The 18,703-nt window shown below is 61.6% G+C and carries 15 protein-coding genes; 6 read left to right on the top strand and 9 right to left on the bottom strand.

Translation table 11 applies throughout. The features are described from left to right. Positions 1–12: 12 nt before the first annotated feature. Together AB4Z20_RS20495 and ttcA are read right to left on the bottom strand one after the other, a co-directional pair. A complete protein-coding gene (locus AB4Z20_RS20495) occupies positions 13–687 on the bottom strand; it encodes a DNA-3-methyladenine glycosylase I (RefSeq protein ID WP_442090499.1) in 675 nt (224 codons plus the stop codon). Positions 688–751: 64 nt separating this feature from the next. Continuing rightward, entirely contained in the window at positions 752–1,576 is an 825-nt protein-coding gene (gene ttcA / locus AB4Z20_RS20490; RefSeq protein ID WP_063324743.1) for a tRNA 2-thiocytidine(32) synthetase TtcA, read from the bottom strand. A 414-nt stretch (positions 1,577–1,990) separates the two neighbouring features. On the opposite strand from ttcA, the gene AB4Z20_RS20485 reads away from it, so the two are divergent. Both AB4Z20_RS20485 and AB4Z20_RS20480 read left to right on the top strand, forming a co-directional pair. Further along, a complete protein-coding gene (locus AB4Z20_RS20485) occupies positions 1,991–2,593 on the top strand; it encodes a Yip1 family protein (RefSeq protein WP_214509565.1) in 603 nt (200 codons plus the stop codon). Between the two features lie 174 nt (positions 2,594–2,767). Continuing rightward, positions 2,768–3,262, top strand: coding sequence for a SprT family zinc-dependent metalloprotease (locus AB4Z20_RS20480; RefSeq protein ID WP_003204703.1), 495 nt, complete (start codon positions 2,768–2,770; stop codon positions 3,260–3,262). Positions 3,263–3,382: 120 nt separating this feature from the next. Here AB4Z20_RS20480 and AB4Z20_RS20475 read toward each other — a convergent pair whose 3' ends face one another. Together AB4Z20_RS20475 and AB4Z20_RS20470 are read right to left on the bottom strand one after the other, a co-directional pair. Then, positions 3,383–4,564, bottom strand: a complete 1,182-nt coding sequence (locus AB4Z20_RS20475) for a CaiB/BaiF CoA transferase family protein (RefSeq protein ID WP_253477267.1) — start codon at positions 4,562–4,564, stop codon at positions 3,383–3,385. Positions 4,565–4,881: 317 nt separating this feature from the next. Further along, positions 4,882–6,234 (bottom strand): dicarboxylate/amino acid:cation symporter, encoded by a 1,353-nt coding sequence (locus AB4Z20_RS20470; protein ID WP_442090498.1) that lies wholly within the window; start codon positions 6,232–6,234, stop codon positions 4,882–4,884. Positions 6,235–6,566: 332 nt separating this feature from the next. On the opposite strand from AB4Z20_RS20470, the gene AB4Z20_RS20465 reads away from it, so the two are divergent. Then, positions 6,567–7,565 carry an AraC family transcriptional regulator gene (locus AB4Z20_RS20465; RefSeq protein ID WP_442090497.1) on the top strand — a complete coding sequence of 333 codons (999 nt, stop codon included), beginning with the start codon at positions 6,567–6,569 and terminating at the stop codon, positions 7,563–7,565. Between the two features lie 164 nt (positions 7,566–7,729). On the opposite strand, the gene AB4Z20_RS20460 is transcribed toward AB4Z20_RS20465, so the two are convergent. The 3 genes from AB4Z20_RS20460 to AB4Z20_RS20450 all read right to left on the bottom strand — a co-directional run bounded on the left by AB4Z20_RS20460 (position 7,730) and on the right by AB4Z20_RS20450 (position 10,455). Further along, complete coding sequence (locus AB4Z20_RS20460; RefSeq protein WP_442090496.1) at positions 7,730–9,076, bottom strand: ATP-binding protein; 1,347 nt, start codon at positions 9,074–9,076, stop codon at positions 7,730–7,732. Further along, positions 9,073–9,750 (bottom strand): response regulator, encoded by a 678-nt coding sequence (locus AB4Z20_RS20455; protein WP_214509560.1) that lies wholly within the window; start codon positions 9,748–9,750, stop codon positions 9,073–9,075. The genes AB4Z20_RS20460 and AB4Z20_RS20455 overlap by 4 nt, the downstream gene beginning before the upstream one ends. A 105-nt stretch (positions 9,751–9,855) precedes the next feature. Then, positions 9,856–10,455, bottom strand: a complete 600-nt coding sequence (locus tag AB4Z20_RS20450; protein ID WP_253477273.1) for a porin family protein — start codon at positions 10,453–10,455, stop codon at positions 9,856–9,858. 147 nt (positions 10,456–10,602) lie between these two features. Between AB4Z20_RS20450 and AB4Z20_RS20445 the strand changes: the two genes are divergently transcribed. Continuing rightward, positions 10,603–11,391, top strand: coding sequence for a dienelactone hydrolase family protein (locus AB4Z20_RS20445; protein ID WP_253477276.1), 789 nt, complete (start codon positions 10,603–10,605; stop codon positions 11,389–11,391). A 200-nt stretch (positions 11,392–11,591) separates the two neighbouring features. Then, the gene (locus tag AB4Z20_RS20440) at positions 11,592–12,317 is read left to right on the top strand and encodes a 4'-phosphopantetheinyl transferase family protein (protein WP_442090495.1); all 726 of its coding nucleotides are present in this window, start codon (positions 11,592–11,594) and stop codon (positions 12,315–12,317) included. Between the two features lie 115 nt (positions 12,318–12,432). On the opposite strand, the gene AB4Z20_RS20435 is transcribed toward AB4Z20_RS20440, so the two are convergent. Together AB4Z20_RS20435 and AB4Z20_RS20430 are read right to left on the bottom strand one after the other, a co-directional pair. Then, a complete protein-coding gene (locus AB4Z20_RS20435) occupies positions 12,433–14,043 on the bottom strand; it encodes an ATP-binding protein (protein WP_320389327.1) in 1,611 nt (536 codons plus the stop codon). Further along, positions 14,040–14,762: a response regulator gene (locus tag AB4Z20_RS20430; RefSeq protein WP_253477285.1), complete on the bottom strand. Its 723-nt coding sequence runs from the start codon at positions 14,760–14,762 to the stop codon at positions 14,040–14,042. The genes AB4Z20_RS20435 and AB4Z20_RS20430 overlap by 4 nt, the downstream gene beginning before the upstream one ends. 853 nt (positions 14,763–15,615) lie before the next feature. Between AB4Z20_RS20430 and AB4Z20_RS20425 the strand changes: the two genes are divergently transcribed. After that, positions 15,616–18,507, top strand: a complete 2,892-nt coding sequence (locus tag AB4Z20_RS20425) for a ribonucleoside-diphosphate reductase subunit alpha (RefSeq protein WP_018610285.1) — start codon at positions 15,616–15,618, stop codon at positions 18,505–18,507. The last annotated feature ends 196 nt before the right edge of the window (positions 18,508–18,703 follow it).

The raw sequence follows: 18,703 nt of genomic DNA, 5'->3' as shown, positions 1-18,703 counted from the left end.
CGCGACGCGGTCTCAATGATTGACGGTGAAAGCCAGCATCATCGAAATCTGCGACATCGGCCGCCCGCCACTCTGTTCATGCCACTGGTTGAAGGCATTCTGCACCGTCGCCAGGTCTCGCTGGCTGGTGGGGACTTTGTCGATGATGTCCTGGGCATTGAGCGCCGCCACGACGTCATAACTGGGCGAGAAGGTGTCCTTGCCCATCATTCGCAGGTAGCGCGGTGCCGACTGGCCGCCCAGTTGATGGCCGTGCTTTTTCAGGTAGGTCCACAGGCCGACGATGTCAGTCACCGGCCAGTCGGCGACCAGCGCGCCGAAGCTGCCCTTTTCGTGGGCCACGTCCAATATCATCTGCGCGTTGCGCGGCACGCTCTTGAGCTTGCCCAGGTGGCGGATGATCCGCGTATCCTGCATCAATCGCTCCAGATGCTCAGCGCCCATCAGCACGACTTTTTCCGGGTCGAACTTGAAGAATACTTCCTCGAACGCCGGCCACTTGGCGTCCACCAGGCTGTGCTTGAGCCCGGCGCGAAAGACCCGCAGCGCCATGGTCGAGAGGTAGCGGTCGTCGCTGATCTTGCGCAGTTGCGCCGGGGTATTGGGCACCGGCAGACGGGCTTCCAGTTCAGCCGCCGAACCGAAGCGGTTCAGACAGTACTCGTGCAGCCACTTGTAATCGCGCATGCCCTCTCCTGGGGGTTAAAAATGAAAACGGCGCTTGAAAGCGCCGTAATAACTATCGGTAGAGTCAGAGATTCACCACATTGACGAACCGCGGCGTGGCGTTTTCGTCGATGCGCAGGTTAGTGAAGTCGAACAGGTTGCGATCCGCCAGTTGCGACGGAATGACGTTCTGCAAGCCGCGGAAAATACTCTCCGTACGGCCCGGCGTCTTGCGCTCCCACTCCTGGAGCATCTCCTTGACCACCTGGCGTTGCAGGTTTTCCTGGGAGCCGCACAGGTTGCAGGGGATGATCGGGAATTGCTTGAAATCCGAATAGGCCTGGATGTCTTTCTCACTGCAATAGGCCAGCGGGCGGATCACCACGTTGCGCCCATCATCGGCGCGCAGCTTGGGCGGCATGGCCTTGAGCGAGCCGTTGTAGAACATGTTCAGGAAAAAGGTCTCGACGATGTCGTCGCGATGGTGCCCCAGGGCCATCTTGGTTGCGCCGATCTCGTCGGCGAAGGTGTAGAGCGTTCCGCGCCGCAGGCGTGAGCACAGCGAACAGGTGGTCTTGCCTTCGGGAATCAGTTCCTTGACCACCGAATAGGTGTCTTTCTCGACGATGTGATATTCCACGCCCAGCGACTCAAGGTAAGCCGGCAGCACATGCTCGGGGAACCCGGGCTGCTTCTGGTCCATGTTTACCGCGACGATGTCGAACTTGATCGGCGCAACCTTCTGCAGATGCATCAGCACATCGAGCAAGGTGTAGCTGTCCTTGCCGCCGGACAGGCAGACCATGACCTTGTCGCCGTCCTCGATCATGTTGAAATCGGCGACCGCCTCACCGGCCAGGCGGCGCAGGCGCTTTTGCAGTTTGTTCTGGTTGACCGTAAGAGTGCCCATGACGCGAAATCCGTGAGGTGTGACGAAGGGCCGGCATTTTACGCAAAAACCGGCTTTCGGCGAAGAGTTGATGCACCACTGTTGTGGTCAGGGTTTGTGGGAGCAAAGCTTGCTCGCGAAACAGACGCCTCGGTTTCTGAAAGACCGCATCGCTTCCATCGCGGGCAAGCCTTGCTCCCACAATCGCCTCGCTACAAGGTGAATTTCTTTGCCAAGGGTTGTGTACAGACCCATCGGCGATTAGCACCACGGCCAACAGCGCGATTTGCTCTAAGCCCCCCATCCCCCTCGGGGTGACTCCTTTCTATACTGCGACATAAGGTCGCACACACTTACAGACCTTCACTTACCCGGCCATTTGGCCCGTAGGCGCTCCGTTGGGGGGCGATGGCAATAACAAAGGAGTGACTGACTATGATCCATCATGTCGTGGGGCTCTTTACCCACCCTGATCAAGAATGGAAAGAAATCCGTGGCGATCAGGAGGAAAGCATCAGCCACATGTACCTCACCCACACGCTGATCCTGGCGGCCATTCCCGCGATATCGGCGTTCATCGGCACCACGCAGGTGGGATGGGTCATTGGCAATCGTGCACCGGTCATGCTTACCCAGGAAAGTGCGCTGTGGATGACCGTCATGTCGTACCTGGCCATGTTGGGCGGTGTGGCAGTGATGGGCGCCTTCATCCACTGGATGGCCCGCACCTATGACGCCAACCCGAGCCTGGCCCGTTGCGTCGCGTTCGCCACCTACACCGCGACACCTTTGTTCATCGGCGGCCTGGCGGCGCTCTACCCGCACATGTGGCTGGGGATGATCGTCGGCACGGCGGCGATCTGCTACACGGTCTACCTGCTGTATGTGGGCTTGCCGACGTTCATGAACATTCCCCAGGACGAAGGTTTTCTGTTTTCCAGTTCGGTGCTCGCCGTCGGCCTGGTGGTGCTGGTCGCCATCATGGCGTTCACGGTGATTGTCTGGGGGCTCGGCGTCGGCCCGGTCTATACCAATTGAAGGATTGAAACGATCCCGATAGTACCCTCCAATAAAAAAGCAGGATCTGCCGACACAGGCCGCCGCAAGGCGGCCTTCCTGTGTTTGAGCCGCTCGAAACGACCACTGGGCGCCTGGACGATTCGCAACGACCGACGCTTGCGGCATACTCGGGCTTCTGGAGACCCGTAAAGCATGCTCGAGCAACTCAATACCCGCGTCGAAGAGTGTTACCAACAAGCCGAATCCTTTTTCAAACGTCCTTTCAAACGCCCAGTGGTCAGCTTCAAGTTGCGTGGCCAGAAGGCTGGTGTTGCGCACTTGCATGAAAATCTGCTGCGCTTCAATCCACAGTTGTACCGGGAAAACGCCGAAGACTTCCTCAAGCAGACCGTCGCCCATGAAGTCGCGCACCTGATCGCCCATCAACTGTTTGGCGAACGCATCCAGCCCCATGGCGAAGAATGGCAACTGATCATGCGCGGGGTGTACGAACTACCGCCCAACCGCTGCCACACCTACGAAATCAAACGCCGCAGCGTGACCCGCTACATCTACAAATGCCCCTGCGACGGCAGCGACTTCCCGTTCTCGGCCCAGCGCCACAGCCTGGTGCGCCAGGGGCGGCGGTATTTGTGCCGGAGCTGCCGCAATACCTTGGTGTTCAGTGGAGAAACCCGGGTCGAGTAGTCAGGCTTTGTGGTGTCTGGGCTGGCCTCATCGCGAGCAAGCTCGCTCCCACACTGGATCTTCGGCGTTCACAAATCCCCTGTGGGAGCGAGCTTGCTCGCGATGAGGCCCTAAAGGGCACTACAAAATCACCTTGGCATCCCGCAATTGAGCGATCCGCTGCGCACTAAACCCCAACTCCCCCAACACCTGATCCGTATGCGCCCCCAACTCCGCGCCAATATACCGAGGCTCGGGCAACCCTTCGGAAAATCTCAACGGGCAAGCCATCTGCGCCTGGCTCGAACCATCGCCGCGGGGCACCTGTGTCACCAGCTCCCGAGCCTGTAACTGCGGATGCCGAACAGCTTCCTCCAGGCTCAGGACCGGCTCGACGCAGGCATCGATCCCGGCAAACAGGCTGCACAGCTCGGCAAAATCGTGTTTTTCAAACTCGCCTTGCAGCGCCTGCTTAAGGGCGTGTTGTTGTTCAGGCTTGGGCGACAACCCCTGGGCCGCCAGTTCCGGCCGCCCCAAGGCCTCGCACAGCGCCTGCATGAACACCGGCTCCAGGCTACCCACCGACATCCAGCGACCATCGCGGGTGCGGTAATAGTCATAGAAGCTGCCGCCGTTGAGCATCTGCTTTTCCCAACCCGGCTCGACACCGCAGGCCAGGTAACCGGCACCGGCCATGGCGTTGAGGCTGAACACACAGTCAGTCATGCTCACGTCAAGATGCTGCCCCTGACCGGTTTGATGGCGGGCGATGACCGCCGCCAACAACCCGATCACCCCGTGCAACGAACCACCGGCGATGTCCGCCGCCTGGATCCCCAGCGGCAACGGACCGCTGTCGGCGCGGCCGGTGTGGCTGGCCAGCCCCGCCAGGGCCAGGTAATTGATGTCGTGACCGGCGCGGTCCTTGTAGGGCCCGGTCTGGCCGTAGCCGGTGATCGACACATAGATCAGCCGCGGATTGATCGCCTTCAAGGCCTCGTACCCCAGGCCCAGTCGCTCCATCACGCCGGGGCGGAACTGTTCCAGCAGGATGTCGTAGTCCTTCAGCAATTGCGTGACCACCGCCAACGCTTCCGGTTGCTTGAGGTCCAGGGCTAGGCTGCGTTTGTTGCGGTTGAGGTAGGCGTGGCTGGCCGAGGTGCCCTGATCGTGGGGCGGCAGCACCCGCAGCAGGTCCTGGCGGGTCGGCGACTCGATGCGCAACACCTCGGCCCCCATGTCCGCCAGCAACAGCGAGGCGAACGGGCCGGGCAACAGGGTCGAGAAGTCCAGAACCTTTAGCGATGCCAGTGGGCCTTGCATGGGCGATCTCCGAGAGGGTGATGGTTGAAGACTAGGCAGGGATGGGGGGTGGGGCAATTACCGCAGCTGTCACAGGAGATGACCATTGCGCTCACGGCTGGCGCAGATCCCTTTGTGGCGACGCAGGGCTGTGGGAGCAAAGCTTGCTCGCGAAACAGACGCCTCGACTTCTGAAAGACCGCATCGCCTGCATCGCGGGCAAGCCTTGCTCCCACAGAGTGTGGGATACATCCCCTCGGCGCAAAAGCACTCTCACCCCGAGAACTCCGGCCCATGAAAAAACCCGCCGAAGCGGGTTTTTCATTGCAGCCTGAAGATTACTTCACAGCGCCTGGAGCAGAGGACTCAGCCGCTGCAATCTGCGCCGACGCGATCTGCTCGTCATCTTCACGAACGTCGGAGATACCGCGACCACCGGAAGCCAGCTCGGTGTGCAGTTGATCTACGTTCAGTTCCTTGACCCACTTGGCAACCACGATCGTGGCGACGGCATTGCCCACCAGGTTGGTCAGGGCGCGGGCTTCGGACATGAAGCGGTCGATGCCCAGGATCAGTGCCAGGCCGGCCACCGGCAAGGTGCCCACGGCCGACAGGGTGGCGGCCAGTACGATGAAGCCGCTACCGGTCACGCCAGCCGCACCTTTGGACGACAGCAACAGCACCAGCAACAGGGTGATCTGGTGAGTAATGTCCATCTGGGTGTCGGTGGCCTGGGCGATGAACACCGCGGCCATGGTCAGGTAGATCGAAGTACCGTCGAGGTTGAACGAGTAGCCAGTCGGGATGACCAGGCCTACGACCGACTTCTTGGCACCCAGGCGTTCCATCTTGATCAGCATGCGAGGCAGGGCCGATTCCGACGAGGAAGTACCCAGCACGATCAGCAGTTCTTCACGGATGTAGCGGATCAGCTTGATGACGCTGAAGCCGTGGGCGCGGCAGATGGCGCCCAGTACTACCAGCACGAACACCAAGCAGGTGATGTAGAAGCAGATCATCAGCTGGCCCAGTTGCACCAGCGAACCGACACCGTAGGCGCCAATGGTGAAGGCCATGGCACCGAACGCACCCAGCGGAGCCAGCTTCATGATCATGTTGATGATGATGAACATCACGTGGGCGAAACGATCGATGAAGTCCAGCACCGGCTTGCCATAGGCACCCAGGCGATGCAGGGCGAAACCGAAGATCACCGAGAACATCAGCACCTGCAGGATGTCGCCGTTGGCGAACGCACCAACGATGGTGCCAGGGATCACGTTGAGGAGGAAAGCAACGATGCTCTGGTCTTTACCTGCCGCAATGAAACCGGCGATCTGCTTGGTGTCCAGGGTCGCTACGTCGATGTGCATGCCGGCGCCCGGTTGCACGACGTTGACCACGACCAGGCCGATCAGCAGGGCGATGGTGGAAACGATTTCGAAGTACAGCAGCGCGTAGCCGCCGGTCTTGCCCACCGACTTCATGTTCTGCATGCCGGCGATGCCGCTGACAACGGTACAGAAGATGATGGGAGCGATGACCATTTTGATCAGTTTGATGAACCCGTCGCCGAATGGCTTGAGGGCAACACCGGTCTGTGGGTAGAAGTGGCCGAGCAAAATACCGATGGCAATGGCTACGATCACCTGGAAATACAGGGATTTGTACAGTGGCTGACGAGTCGTCATGGCAAACCTTCCTCAAGAGTCCCGTTTGACGACATCCACCTGTCGCCTACGGCACCTCAATTGCGAACCCTCCTGCACTGGAGGGATTTGTTTTTTGTCGGCTGCACGCGGCAGACCTACGTAACCCATCGCAAAGCGCGTGCCATTTTTGCGAACCCCCCTACATCCGGTATAGCAGACGGGTTAGCGGATTTCACATGGATTAAACGAGGTGTATAAGGTGGCGGATTTCCGCCTACAGACCGTTTACTGTTCCGGGATTTGGCGGATATCCGCCTTGTTCAGCCTCCCTCCCCTGCTACCATCGCCCGCTCAACGGACGGACTTCAGCCATGCGCCAACGCACGATCGCCAGCCACTTCGCCCGCGCTGCCCTGGGCGGCGCGCGTCGGCAAGGCTTCGACTATTTGCCTTTGCTGCAACAGCTGGGCATCAGCCCAGAGCTGTTGGATGAGCCGCGCGCACGGATTGCACCCGAGCAGTTCGCGCGCCTGTTGCAGGCGCTGTGGCTGGCATTGGGGGACGAATACCTGGGGTTCGGCAGGGCTGCGAGTAAACCCGGGACGTTTGCCATGATGTGTCACGCGTTGATCCACTGTAGGACCCTGGGCAAGGCCCTTCAACGCGGCTTGCTGTTCTACAGCCTGTTCCCCGACGCGCCGAGCCTGACCCTGGAAGTCGAAGGCGAGCGAGTGCGGCTGGTGCTGGACGATTCGACGCTGTGGGACCCGGATCACTTCCTGACTGAAAGTTTGCTGGTAGTCTGGCATCGCCTAGCCAGTTGGCTGATCGGCCAGCGGATCGGCCTGGAACAGGCGACCTTCGGCTACACCAAACCCACCCACGGTGCCGAATACGACCTGCTGTTTCCCTGTCCGCTGGTGTTCGAAGCGCGCAGCAGCAGCCTGTTGTTCCACAGCCGTTACCTGGATATGCCACTGCTGCAGGACGAACGCACCCTCAAGCATTTCCTCGAACGCTCCCCCGCCGACCTGCTGTCGCGCCCGGACGATGGCCACAGCCTGAGCAGCCAACTGCGCCGCCTGCTCAGCCGCGACACCGCCCGCTGGCCCGACCTGGACACCGTCGCCGGCCATCTGCACATCAGCCCGCAGACCTTGCGCCGGCATTTGCGTGAGGAAGGCACCAGCTTCCAGGAACTCAAGGATCAGCTGCGGCGGGATATCGCCATCTACCATCTGGGGCGGGCGGACTTGTCGTTGCAGCAGATTGCCGAGCAGTTGGGGTTCTCAGAGCCATCGGCGTTTCACCGGGCGTTCAAGAAGTGGACGGGGCTGACGCCGGGGGCTTACAGGGAGTTGGAGAACTGAGTGGTGACATCCAACTTCTGTGGTGTATCCACCGTCTCCTGTGGCGAGGGAGCTTGCTCCCGCTGGGCTGCGAAGCGGCCCCAAAAACTTGCGAGCGCTGCGCACTCGAGCGGGAGCAAGCTCCCTCGCCACAGAGGCCCGCACACACACCGAAAACACTCCAGTCAAACCACCGGAAAATGAATCCTGAACGCCGCCCCGCCCAACTCTGAATCCCCCAGGGTCAACTTGGCGCCGTAGCTCTCGATGATGTCTTTCACCACGGCCAGCCCGATCCCCTGCCCCGGATGCTGGCGATCCAGTCGCTCGCCCCGCTGGAGAATCCGCGCACGTTGATCCGGTGGCACCCCCGGCCCGTCGTCCTCGACACTCAACTCCGTGCCGCCGAGGGTCTGGTGCACGCTGACGCGCACCTCGCCCAGGCACAGCCGATAGGCGTTTTCCAGCAGGTTGCCGAGCATCTCCAGCAAGGCGCCCTGTTCGATCGGCACCTGGCAGTGCTCCGGCAGATCGAAACTGACATTGACCCGTTTGTCGCGATAGACCTTGTCCAGGGTGTCACACAGACTTTGCAGCACCGGGCGCAAGCGCACCTGATGACGCACCAGCCCGCTTTTGCGCAGGCTGGCGCGCTGCAACTGGTAGCCGATCTGCTGGCTCATGCGCTCGATCTGGGATTGCAGCACCCAAGCCTGTCCACGGTCCTCGGGGCGCCGGGCCATGTCCTCGCTGACGCCCTGCAACACCGCCAACGGGGTCTTCAGGCTGTGGGCCAGGTCATCGAGGGAATCGCGATAACGGCTGCGTTGTTCCCGCTCGCTGTACAGCAGCCGGTTGAGGGAGCCGGTCAGGCGCAACAGTTCCCGGGGATGTTCGGTACTGAGGCTTTCCCGGGCCCCGCTTTCGATTTCGTCCAGTTCCTGGCTCAAGCGCCGCAGCGCCCGAAGGCCCCAGGTCAGGCCGATCCACAACAGCGCCAGCAACACCAACAAGGCCGCGCCAAAGCCCAGGTAGAGATTGTCCCGCAGCCCCTGCAGGGTCACTTCGTAGTCGCGCACCGGTTGCAGCGTGACGATGCTGAACGCCGCGCTCTGGCCGCCGAGCAGCTTGATCTCGACGTCATAGACAAAAAACTCCTGGCCGTCGTTCTCGCGAATGCGCGCGAACTGGTTGCCCTGGCCGTCATAACGCGGCGTGTAATTGATGTTCTCTTCCTGGGTGGCCTTCGAGCGCCAGACCAACCGCCCCTCGCGATCATAGATGTAGCCCAGCAGGCGGGCATCGGCGAGGTTGAAGCGCTCATCGGGCAACTGCACTGGCATCTTCAAGCGGTTGTTTTCCACTCGGGCGGCGGAAATCAGCGTGGTCACGTCCGAGGCCAGGCGTTGCTCGATGGACTCCTGCAATGCCAGGCTGAACGCGCCCTGCATGGCCGGCAACAGTGCCAGCATGAACAGCACCGCCAGGGTCATGGCGGCCAGCATCAACCGCAGGCGAAGCGAACGAATCACTGGCAGCGCTCGTTGAACAGGTAGCCCAGGCCGCGCACGGTATCGATCGGCTTGAAGCCAGCCGGCGCTTCCAGCTTACGACGCAGGCGCCCGACCAGCACTTCGATGACATTGGGATCACGCTCGTCGTCATCGGGGTAAAGCTGCTCCATCAAGCGGTCCTTGGCCACCACCTGCTGGTGATGGCGCATGAGGTATTCGAGGATGCGGTATTCGTAGGCGGTCAACGCCAGCGGTTCCTCATCGAGGGACGCCTGCTTGCGATTGAGGTCGAGCAGCAACGGACCGGCGACGATGGTCGATTGGGTAAAACCACTGGAGCGGCGCAACAGGGCATTCAGCCGGGCCTCCAGCTCTTCGAACTGAAACGGCTTGACCACGTAGTCATCGGCACCGGCGGCCAGGCCTTCGACCTTGTCCTGCCAGTTGCCGCGGGCGGTGAGGATCAGGATCGGAAACGTCTTGTCCTGCGAGCGCAGCCGACGGATCAGTTCCAGCCCGCTGATGCCCGGCAGGCCCAGGTCGATCACCGCCAGGTCATGGTTGAATTCCCGGATCTGGTACAAGGCCTCTTCGGCATTGGCCACGGCCTGCACCACATGGCCGCTGTCGGTGAGACGGGTTTGCAGATGGTGACGCAACAGCGCTTCGTCTTCGACGACCAGTAATTTCATGGAGCCTCTCCCCAGGCAAATCAAACAATCCAGTGCGGCGCACTTCAACGAAAGGCGCCGGATCGTCTTCGACCGATCCGGCTGGATACGCTCACCATCGACCGCTTAGAACGTGTAGTTGGCGGACAGGTACGTCTGGGCGCTGCTGGTCAGGTCCAGCGAGCCAACCTTGTCGCCACCGTGCGGGCTCATCTCGGTGCTGGCGTTGCTGCGCAGGTAACGGTAACCCAGTTCAACCGAGGTGTTTTGCGAAATTTGTTGCAGCACGCCGCCCTGCAAGCCCACGGCGTAGCCGATGTCGCTGTCGCGGCTGAAGCCGGGAGAATCCTGGGTCAGCTTGGTCAGGCCCGCCGTGCCGCCACCGAACAGCTTGGTGCTGCTGGTGACCGGATAGAACACATCGTAGCTGCCCAGCAGGTTTTCCTGGCGCAGCTTGATGCCGTTGTGGGTGCCCGAGACGTTGTCGTAGGTGGCGTAGTAGCGGCCCTGGTCGTTTTGCTTGCCCAGTCGCAGGCCATACGTGGTGTCCTTGCCGATGACGCCGTCGGCGTTCGGGTTGTTCAGGGCGTTGTCCAAGGCGTTGGATTTCTTCACCTTGTCGCTGGTCTGGCCGAGGGTCAGGCTGGCGAAGTTGTCATCGGCGTGGGCCAGGGCACTGGCGCCCAGCACGGTGAAAGCCAGCAGCAGTTTTTTCATGGCAGTCATGATCAAGTTCCTTTGCAACGTGGGTGAATTGTGAAGTCGCCGTCACCTTAACCAGCGATCCCTGAACACCCCTTGAACGTTCTCTGAACCTGCGCTGAATGAATCGACTAGAGTGTCCTGTCCCAGCACTTTTTAAGGAGATCCATCATGCGCAGGCTGCTTGCTGTTGTACTTCTGGCCATTAGCGGCGTGAGCCACGCCGCCATCCAGACCCAGGAGCTCCCCTACACCAGTGCCGACGGCACCAAGCTGATCGGCTATTACGCGTATGACGACGCCGTCAAAGGCCCGCGCCCGGGCGTGGTGGTGGTGCATGAATGGTGGGGGTTGAACGACTACGCCAAGCGCCGTGCCCGTGACCTCGCGGGCCTGGGCTATAGCGCCCTGGCCATCGACATGTACGGCGACGGCAAGAACACCGAGCACCCCAACGACGCCATGGCCTTCATGCAGGCGGCGCTCAAGGACGGCGCGGCGGCCAGTGCCCGCTTCCAGGCTGGTCTCGACCTGCTGAAGAAACAACCCCAGACCGATCCGGACAAACTCGCCGCCATCGGCTACTGCTTCGGCGGCAAGGTGGTGCTCGATGCCGCGCGCCAGGGTGTGCCGCTGGCCGGCGTGGTGAGTTTCCACGGTGCGCTGGTGACCAACACCCCGGCAACGCCTGGCAGCGTCAAGGCCAAGATGCTGGTCGAGCATGGCGCCCTGGACAGCATGGTCACCCAGGACAACGTCACCGCGTTCAAGAGCGAGATGGACAAGGCCGGCGCCGACTATAAATTCGTCAGCCTCAAAGGCGCCAAGCACGGCTTCAGCAACCCCGATGCCGACCGTTTGAGCCACGGCGAACATGGCGGGCCGGACATTGGCTACAACAAGGAAGCCGATGAGAAGTCATGGGCGGATATGCAGAAGTTCTTCAAGAAAATCTTCTGATACATCCCCTTGTGGCGAGGGAATTGTGGGAGCAAAGCTTGCTCGCGACCCAGGCAACTCGTTTTCTGGAGGACCACATCGCCTTCGTCGCGGGCAAGCCTTGCTCCCACAGCAAGCTCCCTCGCCACAAGAGCCGGCCTCTGCTCCATACACATGCCCCCCACTACCCAGCCTCAGGCCAACCCGGCAAAATGCCCGGCATGAACACACTCCCTACCCTACCCGCCTGCTGCTCGCCCCTGGACGAGCACTGGCTATTGCCCGATGCCCTGCCCGATACGGTGCTGCTGAGCACGCGCTTCGACCCGTTGTTGCTGGTGGGCGCCGACTTCTCAAGCAGTGCCATCGAGCCCCCGGCGAGCATCCAGCGCTCGGTCGCCAAGCGCCAGGCAGAATTCCTGGCCGGGCGGATCTGCGCCCGGGCGGCGTTGCAGCGGCTCGACGGCCTGACCTGCGTGCCGGCCATCGGCGAAGACCGCGCCCCGGTGTGGCCGGCCCATGTCAGCGGTTCGATCACCCACAGCACGGGTCGGGCAGCGGCCATCGTCGCGAAAAAAGATCACTGGCAAGGGCTGGGCATGGACGTGGAAAACCTCCTCGACCCCGAACGCGCCGAACGCCTGGCCGGTGAAATCCTCACCCCGCCAGAGCTGCAACGCATGACCAAGCTCGCCCGCGATGACCGGGCCTTGCTGGTGACCCTGACCTTTTCCGTGAAGGAAAGCCTGTTCAAGGCGCTGTACCCCATCGTCAGGCAGAGCTTTTATTTCGAGCATGCCGAGGTGCTGGATTGGACACGCGACGGACAAGTGCGCCTGCGCCTGCTGACGGACCTGTCGACCGAGTGGCGCCATGGCAGTGAGTTGCAGGCGCAGTTTGGAGTGAAGGATGGGCAGCTATTGAGCCTGGTGGGGATCAGGGCCTGAGATCTTGGGTGTTTTCGAGGGCCTCATCGCGAGCAAGCTCGCTCCCACAGGTTGAACGCATGCCCATGTGGGAGCGAGCTTGCTCGCGATGAGGCCAGTACAGGCCCCCCACCTATCAAGACCTGTCCTGATGCCTCGGCCAACTCAAGCTGAAGCACGCCCCGCCCAGGCTCTTGCTCTTGCCGATCAGCGCCCGGCCGTCATGCCAGTGGATGATCCGCCGCACGATCGACAGCCCCAGCCCATGGCCGCCCGACGCCCGGGCGCGGCTGTCGTCCAGGCGCAGGAAGGGCTTGAAGATCCGCTCCCATGCCGCTTCCGGCACACCGGGCCCGTCGTCTTCCACATCCACCCGGCAGCGCAGCTGGCCCACCTGGTAGCTGACGGTGACCCGGGAGCTGGCGTGGCGCATGGCATTGCCCACCAGGTTCTGCAGGGCACGATGCAGAAAGCGTGGCTCGGCCTCGACCCAGGCGCCGTCGCAATCGGCGGCCGACAGGCATAGACCGCGCTCGACCGTGATCCCGGTCCGCAATGGTCCCAGCTCATCGATCACTTGATTGACCAGCGCATCCAGATCCACCCGCTGGAAATTCAGGGCCGGTGAACCCTGCTCCAGCCGCGCATAGGTGAGCATTTCGTCCACCAGCCGATCCAGGTCTTCGATGTCGTGATCCATGCCCGCCAGGTATTTGTCCCGGGCCTGGGGCGTGGTGGCGCTGCCGAGCATTTCCAGGCCGAAGCGCAGGCGCGCCACCGGGGTACGCAATTCGTGGGACACCGCCCGCACCAGCTCACGCTGGATCGCCAACAGTTGCTGCAGGTGCTCGGCCATGCCATTGAACGCCGCGGCCAGTCGCCCGACCGAGTCGGCGCCTCGGGCCGGCACCCGGGTTTCCAGGCTGCCCTGGGCGATCTGCGTGGCGGCCGACTCCAGGCCACGCAAGCGCCGCTCCAATTGGCGCACCAACAGGTAGACGATCAAGCCGATCAGGCTCAAGCCCAGCGCCGCGATCAGCACCAGCCATTGCGGCGGATAAGGGTTCATCTGGTACAGCGGCCCGATCTCCAGCACCCACGGCGTGCCGACCATGCCGGCGAAGACCCGGATGGAATCGCCGCCCTTGCCCAACGCCATCACCGTATCGCCCTCGGACACACGACGGCGCTGGTCTTCGTCCATGTCCGCCTGCTCGGCGGTCATGAGTCGCAGGTCGAAACCAAAGCCTTTTTCCTGCGCCAGTTGCGCCAGCCGTCTGGGTTGTTCGGCCACCGGATAACGCACCAGCTCATCAGCCAACAGGTAAATGGTTGCGCGGGCCAGTTGTTCGCTGATTTGCTGGACTTCCCCCACCAACATCAGTTGCTCGCCATCGCTGACCAGCCGATAGACTTTCGCCGCATGCGGCCCGGTCTGTTCGACCAACGCCTGGCCACGCAGTACGCGGGTGCGCTGGCCGAGGTCGAGGTCGGTCTGGGCAAAGGTCTGCAACGCCAGGGGAATGCCCAGCAGGCGCTCCCACACCAGCAACGCCCGCCGCCGCTCGGTGTCGTTCATCGGCCGCAGGTTGTCGGCCATCAACGAAAACGTGCCGTGGGCCAGGCGCTCGCGGTATTGCTCACTGCGGGTCTGGTTGAGCAGGTGCAAGGCCAGTACACCGAGGACCGCCACCAGCACCAGTGCCGCACACATGCCGCCATAAATACGCAGGAAGATCGAATTCACGGTGCCAGGTCTACGCAGGCTTCAGGAACGAACAGGTAACCTTTGCTGCGAATGGTCTTGATCAACCGTGGATGGTCCGGGTCGTCGCCGATCTTGGGGCGGATGCGTGAAATGCGCACGTCGATGGAACGGTCCTGGCCGTCATAACCAATGCCGCGCAGGGCGGTAAAGATTTCTTCCCGGGACAGGATGCGCCCGGCATTGGACACCAGCAGCCACAGCAGGTCGAATTCGGCGCTGGTCAGCTCGATACCGTCGCCCTGCAACCAGGCTTCGCGCAGGGCGTCGTCGACCACCAGCGGGCCGAATTGCAGGCGTCGCGGCTTCTGCGCGGCGCTCGGCTCCGGTTCGCTGCGCCGCAGCAAGGCCTGGATACGCGCCAGGAGCAATCGCGGGCGAACCGGCTTGCAGACGTAGTCATCGGCGCCCAGGTCCAGGCCCTGGATCTGATCGGTGTCGTCGGTGCGGGCGGTGAGCATCAGGATCGGCCCGTCATAATGCCCGCGCACCTTGCGACAGATGCTCAGGCCGTCTTCGCCGGGCAGCATCAGGTCCAGGACCACCAGGTCCGGCTGCTCGGCAATGATCCGCGCCGCCGCCACCGCGCCGTCGCCTTCGATGGCGACACGCAACCCGTTGCTTTCGAGGTACTCCCGGGTCAGCTCGGCCAGACGCTGGTCATCCTCGACGATCAATACCTGCCAGGCTTCTTGTTCCACTGGGGCCTCGTCTTGCTGCGAATATAAAAGGAAGGATCAGCACTCACCTGTGGCGAGGGAGCTTGCTCCCGCTGGGCTGCGAAGCGGCCCCAAAAACTTGCGAGCGCTGCGCACTCGAGCGGGAGCAAGCTCCCTCGCCACAAGGAGCGCCTTCAAATACAGCGCCTCCACCCGTCTTTTTGTCATGTTAAAGGAGGATAAACACCCCCATGCATGGGCCGATTGTATAAACGTCACCTGCGTAGAAAACAAGCGGACAAATGCGTTTCGATCGGCAGGGTTTTATGTGGTAATGTCCGCGCCCGCAAAAATCACCGGGCTGTTTTCAGATCGTCGAAACCGATGAAAAAAGGTCCACTCCAGCTAGGTCGCGGCCTACAGAGCCGTTCCACGTTTCGCACACAAATTACGCACAGGCTTATCCACAGGTAGCACGTTGCATACCCCCCAAAAACGCATTATCTTGTAGCCCGCCGCGCAAAAAACCCTACATGTAGGGTTTCAGGCCAAAAACCAAACACAAGTCGGACAGAGAATTCAAGCGCTTTTCTTGCTTCTGTCCAACTGAAACAGTGCATTTCCCCAAGCCCAGACCGCCCCTGCGGATGGCAACTGTTTCCAGGTCGAAAACGACCGAAACGGTACGGGTGTTGCAGTCAATTGCTGCCACCCCGGCAACCCGGTTTCGAGCCCCGCTCGCAACCTGAGAACTTCGGATGGAAGCGGTATTAAACGCCTGCTTCCTACTGTCCCGAAGTTGTTATGCCCGGCGCCAGTCGGTTGTAGTGCTTCAGGACGGAACGGTGGGCACCGTGATGGTGCCCAAACAAACATAGAGAACGTGGAGACACCCATGCACACCGACACAACTCGCGAGAACCCGCAGGGCACCGCGCCGCTGGCCGCCGATTCGAACCCGGATCTGTCCGCCACCGCGCCGGGCCAACTGCGCGTGATCAAGCGTAACGGCACTGTCGTTCCTTACACCGATGACAAGATTACCGTCGCCATCACCAAAGCGTTTCTCGCAGTTGAAGGCGGCACCGCTGCCGCTTCGTCGCGAATCCACGACACCGTGGCCCGCCTGACCGAACAAGTCACCGCGACCTTCAAGCGTCGCATGCCCTCGGGCGGCACCATCCACATCGAAGAAATCCAGGACCAGGTCGAACTGGCCCTGATGCGTGCCGGCGAGCAGAAAGTTGCCCGAGACTACGTGATCTACCGTGACTCCCGCGCCAAGGAACGTGCTATCCGCACCCCGGCCGACGCACCGGTCCAGGCTCACCCATCGATCCGCATCGCCCGCGCCGACGGCAGCCTGGCGCCGCTGGACATGGGCCGCCTGAACACCATCGTCACCGAGGCCTGCGAAGGCCTGGAAGAAGTCGATGGCGACCTGATCCAGCGCGAAACCCTGAAGAACCTCTATGACGGCGTTGCACTCAAGGACGTCAACACGGCCCTGGTGATGACTGCGCGGACCCTGGTGGAGCGCGAGCCGAACTACTCCTTCGTGACCGCCCGCCTGCTGATGGACACCCTGCGTGCCGAAGGCCTGAGCTTCCTGGAAGTCGCCGAGAGCGCGACCCACCACGAAATGGTCGACCTGTACGCCAAGGCGTTGCCAGCTTATGTAGCCAAGGGTATCGAGTTCGAATTGCTGAACCCGGTCCTGGCCGAATTCGACCTGGAAAAACTCGGCAAGGCGATCAACCACGAGCGCGACCAGCAGTTCACCTACCTGGGCCTGCAAACCCTGTACGACCGTTACTTCATCCACAAGGATGGCGTGCGTTTCGAACTGCCGCAGATCTTCTTCATGCGCGTGGCCATGGGCCTGGCGATCGAAGAGAAGCAACGCGAAGACCGTGCGATCGAGTTCTACAACCTGTTGTCGTCCTTCGACTACATGGCCTCGACCCCGACCCTGTTCAACGCCGGCACCCTGCGTCCACAGCTGTCGAGCTGCTACCTGACCACCGTTCCGGATGACCTGTCGGGCATCTACGGCGCCATCCACGACAACGCCATGCTGTCGAAATTCGCCGGTGGCCTGGGCAACGACTGGACCCCGGTTCGCGCATTGGGCTCGTACATCAAGGGCACCAACGGCAAATCCCAGGGCGTCGTGCCGTTCCTCAAAGTGGTCAACGACACCGCGGTCGCGGTCAACCAGGGCGGCAAGCGCAAGGGCGCGGTCTGTGCCTACCTGGAAACCTGGCACATGGACATCGAAGAGTTCATCGAGCTGCGCAAGAACACCGGTGATGACCGTCGTCGTACCCACGACATGAACACCGCCAACTGGATCCCTGACCTGTTCATGAAGCGTGTCTTCGATGACGGCAAGTGGACCCTGTTCTCGCCATCCGAAGTGCCGGACCTGCACGACCTGACCGGCAAGGCTTTCGAAGAGCGCTACGAGTACTACGAAGCCCTGACCGAGTACAACAAGATCAAGCTGTTCAAAGTCGTCCAGGCCAAAGACCTGTGGCGCAAGATGCTGTCGATGCTGTTCGAAACCGGCCACCCATGGCTGACCTTCAAGGACCCGTGCAACCTGCGCAGCCCGCAGCAGCACGTGGGCGTGGTCCACAGCTCGAACCTGTGCACCGAGATCACCCTGAACACCAACAAGGATGAGATCGCGGTCTGCAACCTGGGCTCGATCAACCTGCCGAACCACATCGTCGACGGCAAGCTGGACACCGCCAAGCTGCAACGCACCGTGAACACCGCCGTGCGCATGCTCGACAACGTGATCGACATCAACTACTACTCGGTGCCACAGGCGAAGAACTCCAACTTCAAGCACCGTCCGGTCGGACTGGGCATCATGGGCTTCCAGGACGCGCTGTACCTGCAGCACATCCCGTACGGTTCCGATGCCGCGGTCGAGTTCGCCGACAAGTCCATGGAAGCGGTCAGCTACTACGCGATCCAGGCTTCCTGCGACCTGGCCGACGAGCGTGGCGCCTACGAGACGTTCCAGGGTTCGCTGTGGTCCCAGGGCATCCTGCCGCTGGACTCGCAACAGATCCTGATCGCCCAGCGCGGCCAGAAGTACATCGACGTTGACCTGAACGAATCCCTGGACTGGGCACCGGTTCGCGCCCGTGTGCAGAAAGGCATCCGTAACTCCAACATCATGGCCATCGCACCGACCGCCACCATCGCCAACATCACTGGCGTGTCGCAGTCGATCGAACCGACCTACCAGAACCTGTATGTGAAATCGAACCTGTCGGGCGAGTTCACCGTGATCAACCCGTATCTGGTTCGCGACCTCAAGGCCCGTGGCCTGTGGGACTCGGTCATGATCAACGACCTGAAGTACTACGACGGTTCGGTGCAGCAGATCGAGCGTATCCCGCAAGAGCTCAAAGAGCTCTACGCCACTGCGTTCGAAGTGGACACCAAGTGGATCGTCGACGCCGCCAGCCGTCGCCAGAAGTGGATCGACCAGGCTCAATCGCTGAACCTGTACATCGCCGGCGCGTCGGGCAAGAAGCTGGACGTGACCTACCGCATGGCTTGGTACCGTGGCCTGAAAACCACTTACTACCTCCGTGCCCTGGCCGCCACCAGCACCGAGAAGTCGACCATCAACACCGGCAAGCTGAACGCTGTTTCCAGCGGCGGCAACCACGGTGACGATTCGGTCCTGGCTGCTCCAGCAGGCCCTGCGCCAGTGCCAAAGGCCTGCGCGATCGACGAGCCGGATTGCGAAGCTTGCCAATAAGCTGAGCGAGTGGGCGCGTAAAGGCGCCTGCTCAAAGAAGCCCCCGATAGACCGCTGGTTTATCGGGGGTTTTCTTTTGCCTGGAGAAAAGTCGGCGCCTGGCCCGCCCCCATCGCGAGCAAGCTCGCTCCCACATTGGAATGCGTACACATAACCCTGTGGGAGCGAGCTTGCTCCGGGCGGCGATCCGACGATG

The organism is Pseudomonas sp. KB_12 (assembly GCF_052114545.1).
Lineage (GTDB): Bacteria > Pseudomonadota > Gammaproteobacteria > Pseudomonadales > Pseudomonadaceae > Aquipseudomonas > Aquipseudomonas brassicacearum.
This window is presented reverse-complemented; position numbering and strand designations above follow the sequence as displayed.

Coding starts and splice junctions, on each gene's coding strand:
- AB4Z20_RS20475 (WP_253477267.1), bottom strand. CDS start 4,564: ATGCAAGGCCCACTGGCATCGCTAAAGGTTCTGGACTTCTCGACCCTG.
- AB4Z20_RS20470 (WP_442090498.1), bottom strand. CDS start 6,234: ATGACGACTCGTCAGCCACTGTACAAATCCCTGTATTTCCAGGTGATC.
- AB4Z20_RS20440 (WP_442090495.1), top strand. CDS start 11,592: ATGAACACACTCCCTACCCTACCCGCCTGCTGCTCGCCCCTGGACGAG.
- AB4Z20_RS20485 (WP_214509565.1), top strand. CDS start 1,991: ATGATCCATCATGTCGTGGGGCTCTTTACCCACCCTGATCAAGAATGG.
- AB4Z20_RS20480 (WP_003204703.1), top strand. CDS start 2,768: ATGCTCGAGCAACTCAATACCCGCGTCGAAGAGTGTTACCAACAAGCC.
- AB4Z20_RS20450 (WP_253477273.1), bottom strand. CDS start 10,455: ATGACTGCCATGAAAAAACTGCTGCTGGCTTTCACCGTGCTGGGCGCC.
- AB4Z20_RS20445 (WP_253477276.1), top strand. CDS start 10,603: ATGCGCAGGCTGCTTGCTGTTGTACTTCTGGCCATTAGCGGCGTGAGC.
- AB4Z20_RS20425 (WP_018610285.1), top strand. CDS start 15,616: ATGCACACCGACACAACTCGCGAGAACCCGCAGGGCACCGCGCCGCTG.
- AB4Z20_RS20495 (WP_442090499.1), bottom strand. CDS start 687: ATGCGCGATTACAAGTGGCTGCACGAGTACTGTCTGAACCGCTTCGGT.
- AB4Z20_RS20455 (WP_214509560.1), bottom strand. CDS start 9,750: ATGAAATTACTGGTCGTCGAAGACGAAGCGCTGTTGCGTCACCATCTG.
- ttcA (WP_063324743.1), bottom strand. CDS start 1,576: ATGGGCACTCTTACGGTCAACCAGAACAAACTGCAAAAGCGCCTGCGC.
- AB4Z20_RS20465 (WP_442090497.1), top strand. CDS start 6,567: ATGCGCCAACGCACGATCGCCAGCCACTTCGCCCGCGCTGCCCTGGGC.